This is a genomic window from Litorilituus lipolyticus, from assembly GCF_006439335.1.
GTDB lineage: Bacteria > Pseudomonadota > Gammaproteobacteria > Enterobacterales > Alteromonadaceae > Colwellia > Colwellia lipolytica.
Map to the genome: position 1 here is coordinate 17,160 of NZ_SAWY01000006.1, position 16,406 is coordinate 33,565.

10 protein-coding genes are annotated in these 16,406 nt (G+C 35.8%); 6 read left to right on the top strand and 4 right to left on the bottom strand.

Annotated features, from left to right (window positions below):
- Positions 1-173: 173 nt before the first annotated feature.
- Together EPA86_RS03500 and EPA86_RS03505 are read right to left on the bottom strand one after the other, a co-directional pair.
- Positions 174-4,886 carry an EAL domain-containing protein gene (locus tag EPA86_RS03500; protein WP_170309559.1) on the bottom strand — a complete coding sequence of 1,571 codons (4,713 nt, stop codon included), beginning with the start codon at positions 4,884-4,886 and terminating at the stop codon, positions 174-176.
- A 194-nt stretch (positions 4,887-5,080) separates the two neighbouring features.
- Positions 5,081-7,906 carry an insulinase family protein gene (locus EPA86_RS03505; RefSeq protein WP_140601962.1) on the bottom strand — a complete coding sequence of 942 codons (2,826 nt, stop codon included), beginning with the start codon at positions 7,904-7,906 and terminating at the stop codon, positions 5,081-5,083.
- Between the two features lie 242 nt (positions 7,907-8,148).
- Here EPA86_RS03505 and sixA point away from each other — a divergent pair, with 242 nt between their 5' ends.
- Positions 8,149-8,670, top strand: coding sequence for a phosphohistidine phosphatase SixA (gene sixA / locus EPA86_RS03510; RefSeq protein WP_140601964.1), 522 nt, complete (start codon positions 8,149-8,151; stop codon positions 8,668-8,670).
- A 44-nt stretch (positions 8,671-8,714) separates the two neighbouring features.
- Here sixA and smrB read toward each other — a convergent pair whose 3' ends face one another.
- Positions 8,715-9,377 carry an endonuclease SmrB gene (gene smrB / locus EPA86_RS03515; protein ID WP_246058237.1) on the bottom strand — a complete coding sequence of 221 codons (663 nt, stop codon included), beginning with the start codon at positions 9,375-9,377 and terminating at the stop codon, positions 8,715-8,717.
- A 3-nt stretch (positions 9,378-9,380) separates the two neighbouring features.
- On the opposite strand from smrB, the gene prmB reads away from it, so the two are divergent.
- The 4 genes from prmB (at position 9,381) to EPA86_RS03535 (ending at position 14,511) form a co-directional block, all read left to right on the top strand.
- Entirely contained in the window at positions 9,381-10,322 is a 942-nt protein-coding gene (gene prmB, locus EPA86_RS03520) for a 50S ribosomal protein L3 N(5)-glutamine methyltransferase (protein WP_140601966.1), read from the top strand.
- 108 nt (positions 10,323-10,430) lie between these two features.
- Positions 10,431-11,552, top strand: a complete 1,122-nt coding sequence (gene aroC, locus EPA86_RS03525; RefSeq protein WP_140601968.1) for a chorismate synthase — start codon at positions 10,431-10,433, stop codon at positions 11,550-11,552.
- Between the two features lie 105 nt (positions 11,553-11,657).
- On the top strand, positions 11,658-12,812 hold the full coding sequence (locus EPA86_RS03530; RefSeq protein ID WP_140601970.1) for an MFS transporter: 1,155 nt from the start codon (positions 11,658-11,660) through the stop codon (positions 12,810-12,812).
- 133 nt (positions 12,813-12,945) lie between these two features.
- Positions 12,946-14,511, top strand: a complete 1,566-nt coding sequence (locus EPA86_RS03535; protein WP_140601972.1) for a tryptophan halogenase family protein — start codon at positions 12,946-12,948, stop codon at positions 14,509-14,511.
- Positions 14,512-14,584: 73 nt separating this feature from the next.
- Here EPA86_RS03535 and EPA86_RS03540 read toward each other — a convergent pair whose 3' ends face one another.
- A complete protein-coding gene (locus EPA86_RS03540) occupies positions 14,585-15,487 on the bottom strand; it encodes a radical SAM protein (protein ID WP_140601974.1) in 903 nt (300 codons plus the stop codon).
- Positions 15,488-15,686: 199 nt separating this feature from the next.
- Here EPA86_RS03540 and apt point away from each other — a divergent pair, with 199 nt between their 5' ends.
- A complete protein-coding gene (gene apt, locus EPA86_RS03545) occupies positions 15,687-16,232 on the top strand; it encodes an adenine phosphoribosyltransferase (protein WP_140601976.1) in 546 nt (181 codons plus the stop codon).
- The last annotated feature ends 174 nt before the right edge of the window (positions 16,233-16,406 follow it).

Sequence of the window (16,406 nt, forward strand, 5' to 3'; positions counted from 1 at the left end):
GCCAAAAAAAGAAAATAGCACTAAAGTACTAATGTTATATGTGCTTTACGCGAGCAACAGTGCAGTCTGTGAAAGACCATTAGATTTATCCAAAAAGTGGAATTGAGTAGACTTTAGCTGGTTCCTAGTGATGTGATGTTTTTTTGACGCAGTGCAAGTGTCAGAGAAAGGGGTTAGTTAGTAAACACGGTAGATTTATTGGTTATTTGATGAGAAAGCAAGTACTGTTGGAATTTGTTTTCAGCGAGCGGTTTGCTGTATAAAAAGCCTTGAAGCTGCTCACAGCCTAATGTTGAAAGGAAGTCTAACTGGCTATTGGTTTCAACACCTTCAGCGACTACCTGCATATCTAGATTGTGGGCAATAGTAACTATTGTGGCAACCATATTTCTGCCTTGTTCTGATTGCTCAATATCGTCAACAAAAGCTTTGTCAATTTTTAAGGTGTTAATTGGGAATTGCTTTAAATAAGCTAAAGAAGAATAACCTGTACCAAAATCGTCGAGCGACAAATGAATGCCCATAGCCCTAAGTTGCTGCATTGTTTCGATTGCTTTTTTAGGGGAGTCCATAACTGTACCTTCTGTTATTTCAAGTTCAAGGTACTTTGCAGGTAATTGGCTTTCTTTTAATATGTTTTCAATAATAGACACTAAATTGGCTTGGCTAAATTGCACTGCAGAAAGGTTGACGGCAACACGACCTGAAAATAGGTTATTGTCGACCCATTTTTTGGTAGCAAAACAAGCCTTTCTTAAGACAACTTCACCAATTTCTAGGATTTGTCCTGTTTCCTCAGAAATAGGAATAAATTCAGCAGGGCTTAAAAAGCCGTGGGAAGGAGTTTCATAACGCACTAATGCTTCCATGCCTGCAATTTTGCCAGTTTTAATAGCGATCTTAGGTTGATAAAATACAGTAAACGCATCTTCCTTTAAACCTAACCTTATTAGGTTTTCTACTTTGAAACGTTGTACCGCTTTCTTGTTCATTGAGTCACTAAAGAATTGGTAGCGGTTACCACCGGAATTCTTAGCATGATACATTGCTGTATCAGCATTTTTTAATAACTCATGAGGTCCTAAACCATCATCAGGATATAAAACAATACCGATACTACTATACAAAACAATCTCTTGAGATTTGACTTTAAACGGGCGTGCAATTGTTGCTAGGACTTCGTTAGCAATGGTAGTGATAGTATGGATATCATTTGTATTCTCAATAAGAATACTAAATTCGTCTCCACCTAAGCGATAAACTGTATCTTGTTTTCTGCCAAGATTTAATAGTCGTTCAGCTATTTTACATAAAATAGCATCACCAATTTGGTGCCCTAATGAGTCATTGATTTTCTTAAAGTTATCTAAGTCAAATACCAGTAGTGCATGACGCTCTTTGTTATTCACTAGTTTAGTTTGATTTGCTTGGAATAATGAGCGGTTAGGTAAACCCGTTAAGGTATCAGAGTTTGCTAGTCGCCTTAACTCTAACTCTGTTGATTTACGCTTAGTAATATCTGAGAAAATACCTACATAGTGAGAAATATTACCATTTTCATCGTAGATAACATCTAGATTTAAATCAGTGATATAAGTACTACCATTTTCTCGCTTACTTTCTATTTCATTATGCCAATAGCCTCTTTCTGTTAACTCGCGTTTGACATTGGCGACAAAGCTTTCTGGGTATTGACGAAACTGTAACGGTTCACCAATAACATCTTCTTTATTTTTTCCTGTGATCTTAGTAAAAGCTTTGTTGATATCAACAAGTTGGAAGTTTTTATCATAAATCACCATGGCATCTGATATATTTTCAATACATTTAGCAAACAATTTTAATCTTTCTTCTGTTTGCTTAATTTTGCTGATGTCTTTTAATGTACCTGTCATCCGAGTGGGTGAACCATCCTCATCTCTTTCTACGACTTTGCCGCGATCTAAAATCCAAATCCACTGACTATTTTTATCCTTTACGCGGTAAGTTGTTTCAAAGTGTTCGCTTCTACCACAAAAATGTTGATTGAGCGTATTGTTAACTCTTTCTAAGTCATGATGGTGAATATTAGTTAACGGAAAAGATTCTTGCTTGTTTTTGCTTGGCTCATTCGAGGTATCTTCAGCTTCAACTTTACCAAACTCATTGCGTTGACCATCTTGAGGGAATTCAAGCATTCCCCATATATTAGAACGATATATTTTACCTGTAGATATATTCCAATCCCACATTTCATCGCCACTACCCCAAAGCGATAGCTTTAAACGCTCTTCGTTCTGCTTAATGCGTAAATGGTATAACCTACGATTGTTAACTTGTTGGAAGATAAAACTAATGACTAAAGTTGCTAAAAGGGCATAGACAAATATAGCAGCCTTAGTTAACCACCATGGTGGAAGTACTTCAATGTTTATAGCTTTACTTTTTTTACTTGCCAAACTCTGAATATCAAATGCTTCTATAACAAACGTATATGATCCAGGTGCTAAATTCGTATATGTAGCTCTATTTGTTCTTGGATCAGCTTCTACCCATTGTGTTTCAAGTCCCTTTAATTTATATCGATATTTTAATTGGCTTGGTATTTTGGCGTTAGGTGAAACAAACTCAAAACCAATAGGGGAGTGATTATGCTCTAAACTGATATTAGTTTTAGTGTTTAGGTGTTTATTTAATAAATATGACTTCTTTTTTATTTGATGAGGTAAAAATAATTGATGTAAATCTTTTACAAAACTATTTTTAGATTGCGGTTTGTTTTGTTTTTTAATAGAAATTTTTTTGTTAGCAATATAAAGATTACTAAGTACAGGTGTAGATATATCTTGTTTTATTTGTAAAAGTTCTTCAGGTAAAAAATGATAAAATCCTTGCGGACTACCAAAGAAGAGTTTATCGCCACTAGATTTAAAAGAAGAGTATTTAATAAATTCAGGTTCAAATAATAGAAAGTCAGTATCAATATGCATCACCTCTGTATTAACAGGATCTATTACTGAAATATTTTTATTTGTAGCAACCCATGCCCGTTCTTCAGAATCTATTAATATAGATGCAATATAGTTATTTTTTAATTTATTATTCTCATTAAAGACTGTAATTTGGTTAGTGCCTATATCTATGGCAACCACGCCTTGAGAGTTAGTACCCAACCAAGTGTATTTTTTACCAACAGTTAAAGTCGCTACTTGATTTACGTCTATATTTTTAGGAATCGCTAACTTTTTTACAAGGGAGTTGTTTTTTCGTGTATCTATAGTAATGAGTTCACCAGATTCTGTCGCTAACCAAATATTATTACCTTCTTGCTGTAAAGTAATTAAACTATTAAAGTTAGGAAACCGTTCAAAACCATAATGAGTAGTAGAAAATTTTGATAAAATCCCCTTTTCATTAATAAACCACAAAGAGTCACCAAGTGAAATAAGTTTTTGATTTATTGTGAATTTAGATTGCTTCTGCCATACAGGTATTTCTAGAGTATTGTTAGTTCCAGGGGTGAAACTGTATAGTTTGCCCAACTCTGTTCTTAAATATAAATTTGATTTTACTCTGATTATTTGCCAAATATTCTCTTCAATTGGAAGAGGTATAGAAGATATTTCCTTATCTTTAAGTTTAAACAACCCGTGACGTTCTGTGGAGAAATAAAGAGTGCCATCTGGAAACTCAGCGAAAGACTCGACCCTATAATTTTGACTTTCAATAGATAATTCATGATGAAACTTAGCTGTCAAAGGGGAGTATTTATTTAATCCTCCACCATAGCTTGCAAGCCATAAAGTATTATTTTTATCTTTAAAACTAGCCATTAACCAGTTTTCAGAAAGAGAAAAACTATTGCTATTATTTTGGTGAGAAGTGATTTCATCATTAAGTAGGCTAATGACATTTAATCCTTTATTAGTTGCCAGCCAAACATTATTGTTATCGTATTGTTCTATCGCTCGAATATGATTTGATAACAAACCATGCTCAGTTGTTATATGTGAAACAAGGGTATAATTATTATCATTATCTACCTTTACGACAAATAAACCATTGTCTGTAGCCAACCATAATTTCTTATCAATCTCCTGAACTTCAAATAGGGAGTCTGCATCTATAGTTAGGTCAAACTTATTCTTTTTTTGCAATGAGCCTGAATAAGTTGATGAGTCTTTTATATTGTCACCACTTACAATATCTTTGTTTAATATGTGTATACCCTTATCAAAGCTTCCGAACCAGTAATTGTTATTCGCCTTATCATGGTAAATGGTTTTTATTTCGGTGAGTTCTTTATTAAGCCCTGCAATATTAATCCTATTAAAAGACATGGTTTCATTTTTTAGATTAACTGTATGCAAGCCTTTTTCAGTTGATACCCAAATTAATGAATCATTATCTTGGTAAATATCCCAGATTACATTATCTTTGAGTGTGCTTTTTTCTTCGGGTATATGTGTGAAATTGTCAAAATTATCAAGTTCTCTATTATAACGACTTAGCCCGTTTTGTGTGCCTACCCATAGCGTATTACTACTATCAATAAAAACTTTTCTTATAAGGTTAGCACTGATTGAGTGAGGATCAGTTGCTTGATGTCGGTAAGTTTTAAAGTTTTGGCCATCATACCTATTTAAACCATCTTCTGTGCCTATCCACAGGTAACCTTGAGCATCTTGGCTTATGGCAAATACGTTACTGCTTGATAGTCCGTCACTAGAAGAAAGGTGACTAAACTTTAATGTACCCGTAGGGATGGTCTGAAAATTTTGCTCTTGTGTCGATGTTGGGGGAGATACTGATTGAGCTATTGCTGAAGATGAGATTACTGCAAAAGATAGAACAGTGATAGTACGTAAATTCAGTTTATTAATCTTGAATAAGCATGTAGAAATCAAGCGGAGAAATCGTTGAGTCCAAATACAACAAATTTTAAAAAAAGCATTAAGCAAGTTATAACTCTACTAATCAAAAATAATAAATTAAAGGATCAACGCTTGTTAACAAAATGATTGTTACAAACTTTTATCATCTAAACATTACAAGTAAAGCTTAGGGTAAGTCAATCTATGTTATTGCTATATCGACAATTTTAGTATTTTCTTTGACTATTTTTTGTAAAAATAAGGTGATTGTTTATTATTTTTCCATTTAGTGTACTTAAAAGCTGCAGTTCAAAAGCTTTTTCTAAAGAAGGTTCATTTGCTTTTGATGAGAGTAAGATCAGACGATCTGGTGAATTGCTGCTAAATAATTGTTCGCGAATAAAAGTAATAACCTGCTCAATTGATAGAGACAAAATCGTATTTAAAAGGTTTTCTTTATGTGCGAACTCAGTATCATCATTGCAAATAGAGGCCCAAAAGCGCTGGCTCTTTATACGTAGATTATGGTCTTTTTCTTGTAATTGACCCGCCAAGCCATTAGTAAAATGTTGCCACTTCTCTTTACTCATGGCAAAAATATGCTCTAAACAACGATCAATAAATTCTTCGATGGCAACACTTAAATCAATCGAATTGGTGTGTGGTGACTGTATATAAAAAGCAATACCAGGATATTGATTTATTGGAACATAACCCACACCCACTAAATAGCCATATTGTTTGTCAGTTCTCATTTCTTGAAAAAATACAGGAGAGAGTAAGTGACTAGCAATCATGGTGAGTGCAATAGTTAAGTTATCCTTAACGGGCATAGGAGTGTACATAACACTTGCATAATCATGCTCCGCTAAATGAATTGGCAAAAATAACGTTTGCTGATTATGTAAATCAAGTACAGGGCATTGAACGGCATAATTAGCATTAATATGTCGCTGAAAATGTTTTTTTAAATTGAAAGCAATTTCATGCGCTGAATTCTCCAACCAGTTTCCGTGTATGAGGACTTCTAAGTTGACTTTATCAAAAAGATGATGAGTAAAGTCAATGTAGTCAGCATATTCTACATTCTCTAGCGCCGTGATTAATGCTTCACTACTTGGGTTGTTCGGCTGCATTAATGAACTTAACTGAGAAAATAACAAAGAAATTGATTTACTCTTATCACTGTTATGCCAATGCTTTATCGATTGCTTTTTAAAGAGTGTAAACTGTTCTTTAGATACATTGTGATGCTTTAATCGAATCAATAGCTTATCAAGTAAAAGGTTTTGTTTTTCACTCATGCCTGATAATTGTAATGTTACGCCGCCTTGGTGCGCATAAAGGTGATAATGAATACCCGCAAGCTCTGCATCATAATTTTCTTCTATGACAGTATCTGTATATAAATCAACAAAGAGTCTAGTCATTGCAATTGTTTCAATGCTCTTAACTGCATGGGGTGAATCAATGCCTATGTAAATATAACCTTTGGGAACTTTAAAGGTGTTATCTTGCTTATACCAAACGGTTAAGCCACTTTCTTCAACTATCTTACAAGGAACTAACGAGATTTTTTGTTGATTTGGGTAAACTTCTGGTTCAGCAACAATGTAAGGGTTTTTACGAGGTAAATGTAATTGTTTGCACCAATTTGTATTAGCGGAAGTTGTTTGTAAGGTATTTAGCCAGTGATTTATTTTACGCTCACAAATAGTATTGACCTGATAAGGTGCTTTGTACCAAAAACTGGTTTTATCGAATTCATTATTTTGAGAAATATGAATAATACGCATGTTACTAGGGGTTAGTGCTTTTAACAGACCTTGAACTTCATCTTGAATAAGCTCTGTCATTATGTAATCACCATAAATATAATCATCCACCGGATAGTGATGCATGTTAATTACAAGCTGGCTGACACTATCTAATGGTCGCATTTTTTCATGATATATAAATGCAATATCAGAAATCTTTTGTTTTTCTTCATAATAAAATTCAGCTATGTCATTGGCATTGACATGGTGTAAATAACTGAAAACAATTTCAATAATGTCCTCAATATGTTGTTCACCCAATTCAGTTAATGAAATGCTGATATTAAAGTCTTTAAAATTCGAACCATTAATACCTGAACCAGCTGTTAGTCCTAGGCCCCATTGCTGTTTTTTCAATAAGGAAAGGATACTACCTTCACCTTCATGACCTAATAAATAAGCAATAATTGATTCTGGTTTGGTTTTATATAAATCATCAATACTATTCATAGCGAAGCTAATAATAAGTTGATGATCATTTCTTATTGGACAAACATTTATTTGGATTTTTTGATGTTCTATTTTGTATAAAGGCTCAGTAATAGGTACTTGAGGTTTGTTTGAGTTTGCTATACCGCTAAATAATTCACAAACCATGCTTTCTAGTTCTGCAATGGATTGAGGACCCTCAACCGCTAACGTCATACTGTCGGCGTTATAGTGCATCTCAAAAAAATTGCGAACTTCACTACTTACACTTTGCCCATTTCTATCTTCGAGAGTCTCAATATTTCCAACGGAGAATTTAGCAAAAGGGTGATTTGGGTTTATTGTTTCTTTATGTACATCATAAAGACGACGGATGTCGTCCTTGAGCTTCATTTTAAATTCGGCATCAATATTTTGACGTTCAGACTGCACAAACTCTTCACTAAGTAGTGGCGAAGTAAAGAATTGGCTAAAGCGGTCTAGGGCAGGTGCTAGGAATTTCCCTTGGATATCAAAAAAGAAGCAGGTATGTTCTGTGGCTGTCCACGCATTATTACTACCACCGTGTTGGCTAATGAAGTGCTGATATTCACTACCGTCAGGGTATTTTTCTGTACCAAGAAATAGCATGTGCTCGAGAAAATGTGCTAGACCTTCTCTATCTTTAGGATCATTAAAGTGACCAACATTTACGGCGAGGGCTGCGGCTGCTTTGTCTGATTCAGTATTACTAATAAGGAGAACCCGCAAACCATTTTTTAATTTGAGAGGCTGGTATTCCTTTAAATCATTGGGACTTTGCTTCAACCTTGGCTCCTAAGAACACTTTATACAGCAAAGCGTAGATTAGTGATGTTATTATTATTTAATACTATTAAAATAGCGTTGTATTGAAGCAATTTGCTTCAGAGTATAAATAGTCATTGCTATTGAATATAGCGTAATGCTATTACTATAGCTGTAAAATAAACATTGACTCAACTATTTGTTAACTAAAAAGTAAATAAATCTTTGATATTATCCGCGATTTTTGAAGTGCGGGAGATAAAATGCAAATATTCATAATGCGCCATGGCGAAGCTGAACCCATTTCAACTTTTCATCATATGAGCGATTTTCAACGTTCATTAACAAAGCAAGGGCAAATTGAAGCGCAATTAATGGGCAAGTGGTTACTCAATATGAGTAACGATATTCATGAGGTATTTGTTAGCCCCTATGAAAGGGCGCAACAAACAGCTTCCATAATGCTATCTAGCCTAACGTCTTCTGGACAGAATACCGGCCTATCAAGCTCTACACTAGATTTTATTACGCCAAATGACAGTGCACAGCAGGTGCACGATTTTATTGATGGATATTGTGAGCAGCTTAGTGATGAATCAATTAATTCTGGTCATGCAATATTGATTGTTTCTCATATGCCGTTAGTCAGTTATTTAGTCGCAGAGTTTACCAACCCTGAAAATGCGCCGATTTTTGCAACGGCAGCAATAGCAGAGATAGATTACGATGTTAAACAGATGAAAGGGGAGTTGGTGAGGTTAATTTCACCGTTAGATTTGTGTTAATAGTTTAACTATCCAACAACATACTATCTAATATGTGTAACACATTACGTTTTATTAAATTTATCTTTTAATTCAATTAATGCTAATAAAGCACCATTACCACCCCATTCTAATGGTGCTTGATGAAATGCCATAACGTCAGGGTGTTGTACTAACCAGTGCGGAACTTTATTTTTTAATATATTTGAACCAATACCGTGTACGATACAAATACATTGTGCATGTTCTTTTTGACAGGCAAATAATAGTGCGGCGATTTCTTTCTTAGCTTGATGTTGATCTAACCCGTGCAGATCGAGAATTAAATCTGGTGCATAATAACCTCGTCGTAAGTTTTTAACTTCAAAACTATCAACGTCGTCACGAACATATTGCATAGGCCCTTTTTTATTCAAATTAGGTTCGAATTCATCTGAAAAGTGAAACTCAGCTTTTGCTTGATGATTTTTTTTATCATCAAAGTGAGTTTTGGGCTTGCTGCTTTTTTTGACTGGGTGTATGGTGTCCACCACCATAGGCTTGACCTTGCCAATAGCATCGCTAAACAACATTTTATCGTTTTCAGAAACGGTATGCTTAGGCGATTTCTGTTGCTTTTTAAGTAAGCTGCGTAATGAGTCGTTGTCTTTCATGGCGGCAGTGTAAATCATTGGTGGTGAAATACAAGCATATCGCTGTTTAACCACATTGTTAATTAATAGGATCAATACGTGTCAATTGATAACCAAGAAGAAGCGCTTGTTCAACTACATACTGTGGCTGATTTTTGTCGCTTCGGTGCTAGTCTATTTAATCAGGCTGAACTTTTTTATGGTCACGGTAACGATAATGCTTATAGTGAAGCATTAACTTTGATTATGTATGCGTTATCATTACCTGATGAGTTGAATGAAGCCATCATGACTTGCCGGCTACTAACGAATGAAAAGCAACAAATATTAGCGTTATTTGAGCGTCGTATAACAGAGCAGCTGCCAGTACCTTACATTACCAATTTAGCGTATTTTGCTCAGTTACCTTTTTATGTTGATGAAAGGGTCTTAGTACCTCGCTCACCTATTGGTGAACTCATCGAACAGCACTTTGCTCCCTTTTTAACTAGTGAAAAGCCACCAGAGCGCATCTTAGATTTATGTACAGGTAGTGGTTGCATTGCAATTGCATGTGCGAGTTATTTTCCTGAAGCTGAGGTCGATGCTGTGGATTTATCAGTTGATGCTCTCAATGTTGCCCAAATAAATATTGAAAATCATGGTTTAAGTGAACAAGTTATTCCAATTCAATCTGATGTTTTCTCTGGGGTTGTAGGGCAAAAATATGATTTAATTGTTACTAATCCTCCATATGTAGATGAACAAGACATTGAGAGCTTACCAACTGAGTTCACACATGAGCCTGAAATGGGCTTGGGTTGTGGGGCAGATGGCCTTGATATTGTTCGAGTGATACTCGCAGAGAGTGCAGGGCACTTAAATGATGGTGGTCTATTGATTTGTGAAGTGGGTAATTCACAAACTCATGTTGAATCAACCTATCCTGAGGTTGATTTTACTTGGTTAACATTTGAGCGTGGTGGTCATGGTGTGTTTTCACTCACCAAAAAGCAATTAGAAAAACATAAAGCGCTTTTTGAGGCTGCTTTAAAGAGCTAAAGCACTAAAGCACTAAAGCGTTTTAAAAAGACAATAGAATAATAAAAGTTAATTAATACTTTATTTAGTAAGTAAATATAAAGCATAAAAAAACAGGCGGTTTGTAGCATGTCAGGTAATACTTTCGGGAAATTATTTACAGTGACTTCTTTTGGAGAAAGTCATGGATTAGGGTTAGGGGCAATTATTGATGGTTGCCCTCCTGGAATTGAAATTTCAGAAGCTGATTTACAAGTTGATCTAGATCGCCGACGTCCCGGTACTTCAAGGTACACCACTGCTCGTCGAGAGGCAGACGAAGTTAAGATTATGTCAGGTGTGTTTGAAGGGAAAACCACCGGAACACCTATTGGCTTACTTATAGAAAATACTGACCAACGTTCTAAAGATTACGGTAATATAGCCCAAAGTTTTAGACCTGGTCATGCTGATTACACCTATTGGCAAAAGTATGGTTTACGTGATTATCGAGGCGGTGGTCGCTCTTCTGCACGTGAAACAGCAATGCGTGTTGCTGCAGGAGCTGTAGCGAAAAAGTATTTAGCAGAAAAGTTTGGTATGAAAATTCAAGCTTGCGTTACACAAATTGGTGATGTTAAAGCTTCAGCTATTGCAAACGATGAGTTTGATTTAACAAAAGTGGACTGGAAGTCTGTTGAAGAAAACCCGTTCTTTTTCGCGGATACTGACAAGCTCGATAACTTAGACGAATTATTACGCAAAATTATAAAAGAAAAAGACTCTATAGGTGCAAAGGTAACGGTTGTTGCGACTAATGTTCCAGTAGGGCTTGGAGAGCCTATATTTGATCGTTTAGATGCTGATATAGCTCATGGCTTAATGAGTATTAATGCGGTAAAAGGTGTTGAAGTTGGTGATGGTTTTGGTGTTGTCGAGCAAAAAGGCTCTGAGCACCGAGACGAGTTAACGCCTGAAGGTTTTGCTAGTAATCATGCGGGTGGTGTACTCGGTGGTATTTCGTCGGGTCAGCAAATAGTTGCTCATTTAGCACTAAAGCCAACGTCTAGTATTGGTGTTAGCGGTAAAACAGTTGATTTATCAGGTGAAGCAACTGACATCATTACAAAAGGTCGACATGATCCATGTGTTGGTATTCGAGCTGTTCCTATTGCTGAAGCAATGTTAGCATTAACCTTAATGGATCACTTTTTACGTCATCGTGCTCAGAATGCTGATGTAAACTGTGAAACTCCAATTATTACAGAATAACAGTACTTTTTGCTGACCAATTAGGATTTATTGACTAATTGGTCAGCAATAAACAAAATAGTGCGATATACTCACCTTTTATTTTAACAGCCTGCACTAACTGTTTTGTCATTATTTACTCGCTTATCAACTAGTTACTTTTTTTATTTTGCTTTACTCGGTTTAGTGACACCGTTTTTATCTGTTTTTTTAGATGGGAAAGGGTTTAATTCTCTTGAAGTGGGCGAAATACTTGCCATTATCACTGCAACAAAAATAATTGCGCCAAGCCTTTGGGCAATGCTTGCTGATAAAAGTGGTCGTCAGTTAGCGATTATTCAATTAGGTGCTTTGTTAGCACTGATAAGTTTTATTTTCTTGTATTGGCTTGATGCCTTCTGGCCAATCACCTTGTCTTTAGCTTTATTTAGCTTGTTCTGGACAGCTATTTTACCTCAATTAGAAGTTCTGACATTAACGTCTGTTCGACGTAGCGGCAAAATATACGCAAGAATTCGTCTATGGGGGAGTTTAGGCTTTATTGCACTGGCTATTCTTACGGGTGAAGTCATCAGTGCTTTTTCTTATCAGGCTTTTATAACCGTAGGTTGCTTATTGCTAATAAGCTTATTAATTTCAACCTTGATGTTAAAGCAACCTGTTCAAGGGCAAAGTAAAAGTATTACTCAAGCAACTATTTTTGCTAAACTTTTCAAACTTCCTTTTATAGTTTTCTTTGTCGCAGGGATTTTACTGCAAATTAGTTTTGGCCCTTATTATAGTTTTTTTGCTCTGTATTTACGTGATATGGGCTACCCAGGATATGCCGTAGGCTTATTAATTTCTTTAGGTGTACTTGCTGAGATCATTATTTTCATATTAGCAGGTAAGCTATTTAAATATTTTAATGTCAAAGGACTATTATTCATAAGTCTATTTGTTACCTCTATCCGTTGGTATATCTCAGGAAACTATGGTGACACTTTATGGTTACTTACCTTAAGCCAGCTTTTCCATGCGGCAAGTTTTGCGGTATACCATAGTGCCAGTATGCAGTTTTTATCTGAGTATTTTAATAGTGCTCAACAAGGTAGAGGTCAAGCAATATATCTAGGCGGTGTTTATGGTTTGGGTGGTGCAATTGGCGCTTATATTGCTGGTTTGCTTTGGTTAGACGGAGCAGGAGCAACACACTCCTTTAATGTTGCTGCCTTATCAGCATTGGTTGGCGCAATGATTTTGTTACTTTTACCTAACTCCAGCTTGTCCAGACAGCAATAATATTATGCTAAAAATTTAAAGTGTCTGATTGGTACCTGAGTTGACAGCGTTGTCATTTTTTTTGATTCAGATTAAATTATTACTTCAATAATTACGCTATTGTTTATAATTATTGGTATTAATAGGGGGCACTATGCAAGCAAAAGAGAAGAAAATATCACATATCGTTATCGTCGGTGGCGGAACAGCGGGTTGGTTAGCTGCGAGCCATTTAGCAAAGCAATTAAGGCCCAATGCAGCTGACGGCGTAAAAGTTACGTTAATAGAGTCTCCTAATATTCCAACAATAGGTGTAGGTGAAGGCACTGTACCTATGATGCGCAATACACTAAAAGATTTAGGTATAACAGAAACTGAGTTTTTTAAACATTGCGATGCAACTTTCAAACAAGGTATAAAGTTTGTTGATTGGTTAGATAACCCGACGAATGAGCATAGTAGTTATTACCATCACCTTTTTGATTACCCAGAAATAGATCATTTTGATGCTACACCTTATTGGTTAAAAGGCTTGGCAGGTGAAGGGCGCTCTTTTGCTGATTGTGTTTCATTGCAGGGTATCGTGTGCGATGCAGAATTAGCGCCTAAAAAAATTACGACTCCAGAATATGAGGGCATTACCTCATATGGCTACCACTTAGATGCTAATAAATTTTCAGCATTATTAACTAAGAATGCTGTTGAGCGACATGGTGTGCAGCATATTAAAGCTCATGTTGAAGAAGTCTGTCTAAATGATGATGGCGAAATACACTCTGTTATCACTAAAGAGAAAGGGGAAATTTCGGGGGACTTTTTCGTTGATTGTACAGGGTTTGATTGTTTACTGTTAGGCAAAACATTAGGTGTACCTTTTGTTGATAAAAGCGATGTTTTGTTTGTTGATCATGCACTAACCATTCAAATACCTTATGAAAGTGAAGATGCGACTATCCCTTCATATACTATTTCTACCGCAATGGAAGCAGGGTGGATCTGGGATATTGGTCTTCTAGAAAGACGTGGTGTAGGGCATGTTTATTCTTCTAAATATACTAGCCATGAAGAAGCAGAAAAAGCCTTGAGAGCTTATGTAGGGCCGATGGCAGATAAATACCCAACGCGCCTTATCCCTATGAATATTGGCCATAGGGAGAAGTTCTGGCATAAAAACTGTGCAGCATTAGGTTTAGCTCAAGGCTTTGTTGAGCCACTTGAAGCTACAGGTTTACTGGTTTTTGATGCTACAGCAAAAATGTTAGCTGCTCAATTTCCAACTCAAAAAAATACTATGAATATTGTCGCGAAACAGTTCAATGAACGTATTAAGTTAAGCTGGGAAAGTGTCATTGATTTTGTCAAATTGCATTATTACCTTTCAAGACGTGATGATAATCAGTTTTGGCTTGATAACAGGAAGGCTGAAACAACACCTGATACTTTGTTAGAGCGGCTAGAGTTATGGAAAACACAATTGCCCAATGCTTTAGACTTTTATAGTGGATATGAAATTTTTAAACTAGAGAATTACTTATATGTGTTATATGGCATGGAGTTTTCAACAGATATTGAAGCACTTAGTCATCGTTATCCTGAAACAGAAAAAGCAAAGCAATTTTTTAGTGCGATAGAAAAAGCAGCTGCTAAACTAAAAGGCGACTTAAGCTCAAACCGTGAGTTAGTGAACAAGATACTGTCTTTTGGCTTGCAGAAGGTATAGCTCATTGTATGGTTCTTTGTGGTTTCATTGAATGGTGAAACCACAAGCTCTAGACTTAAAATTTTGTACTTAGTTACAAGCCCCTTTGCCACTCTTCACGTAAATTAACATTTGTTGGTTGCTCAATGGCTTCATTGACTTGTGCTAGTAGCTTCTCTTTGTCATCTCCAAGAATACCTTTAAGTACTAAATAATTTGATGCGTGATCTGAGCGAAAAATAGTTTGCTTTAACTCAAGTTCATTTAATAAAGTCGCCATTTCTTCGAATAATTCAGCTTGTGTTAACTGTCTAAAAAGTGATTGTTGACGTTGGTTAAATCGGGCGGCAAATCGCTGCTCGCCAAGAGGAAATGATACCACTAGGGTAGAGAGATAGTTAGGCTGAGCTGCGTTCATCAGTTTGGCAGAATTAATAGCATGTTGTTTTGATAAGGTTGGTCCACCAAGGCCGTTTAATATCATGACAGAGCTTTTCATACCTGCTTGCTTAATTTTATTTAGTGCAGCAAGAGAGCTTTCAAATGTTTCGCCTTTTTCAACCAATTCAAGTACTTCATCATCACCACTTTCACAGCCGACATACATCAGCTTTAATCCGAGGTGTTTGAGTTCAGCCAATTGCTCTACGGTTTTATTATGTAAATTTCTGGGTAAACAGTAGCTTGAAACACGTGATACAGTGGGGATATATTTTTTAATTAGCAATAAAATATCTTTTAATCGATTAAAAGGTAACATCATCGCGTCACCATCAGCTAAAAATACCCGTCTCGTTGTGATTCCCGAGCTAGCAACTTGTATTAATTCCTGCTCAAGTTGTTCCAATTTTTTAGGCTTAAATTTCTTGTTTTCGCTGGTATACATGTCACAAAAGGTACATTTATTCCAAGAACAGCCATTGGTGACTTGCAAAATTAAGCTTTTCCATTCGCTCGGTGGGCGAAACACAGGTTCGGTATATTGAATAGGGTACATAAGAACTAGTTAGTGATTAAAAACAGGGATAAGGTACAGCATTAGCTGAACAATAAAAAGTATCAATGTAAACAGTTGTTTTAAATAACACCTAATCTTGACCATTTGGTTATGTTTTTTTTGCGTTCTGACTTACGCTATGAATAAAAAACTGATATATTTTACCTCTAAAAACTAATTATCAATTGTTATAAATACTATGAATGTAGAAGAAAAAAATACGCTATTAAATGCTGTACACACAATAGAAGATTATCCTAAAAAAGGAATTCTATTTAGAGATGTAACAGGAATATTAGATAATGCTCAGGCATTTGAATTATCTATAGAGCTTTTAAAGAAAAGATATGAAGGGCAAGGCTTTACTAAAGTTGTAGGCACAGAAGCGAGAGGTTTCTTGTTTGGTGCACCACTTGCCTTAGCGTTAGGCGTAGGGTTTGTTCCAGTACGTAAGCCAGGCAAACTGCCAAGAGCCACTTACGCACAAGATTATCAACTGGAATATGGTACTGATACTTTAGAAATTCATCAAGATGCATTAACGGCAGATGATAATGTTTTGATTGTTGATGATTTATTAGCAACTGGCGGAACCATTGAAGCAACAACTAAATTAATCAGAAAAATTGGTGCTACAACAAGTCATAGTGCTTTTATTATTTCACTTCCTGATTTAGGTGGCGAAGATAAGTTAAAAGATTTAGGCCTTTCTGTTACTGCATTACTTGAATATGAAGGTGACTAACCTTACGTATTAATTCAAAATACTGCTTACCAAATAAAAAAGCGAAACCCTTAGGTTTCGCTTTTTTTGTCGCTTATGACCCGGCCTAAATAAGGTTGACACTTTTCCACGATTAAATTGGAGAGTGTTATGAAATCAATCACTAAACGAACTCAAAGAGATTACTCAATCGCT

Coding starts and splice junctions, on each gene's coding strand:
- sixA (WP_140601964.1), top strand. CDS start 8,149: ATGCAAATATTCATAATGCGCCATGGCGAAGCTGAACCCATTTCAACT.
- aroC (WP_140601968.1), top strand. CDS start 10,431: ATGTCAGGTAATACTTTCGGGAAATTATTTACAGTGACTTCTTTTGGA.
- EPA86_RS03535 (WP_140601972.1), top strand. CDS start 12,946: ATGCAAGCAAAAGAGAAGAAAATATCACATATCGTTATCGTCGGTGGC.
- EPA86_RS03540 (WP_140601974.1), bottom strand. CDS start 15,487: ATGTACCCTATTCAATATACCGAACCTGTGTTTCGCCCACCGAGCGAA.
- apt (WP_140601976.1), top strand. CDS start 15,687: ATGAATGTAGAAGAAAAAAATACGCTATTAAATGCTGTACACACAATA.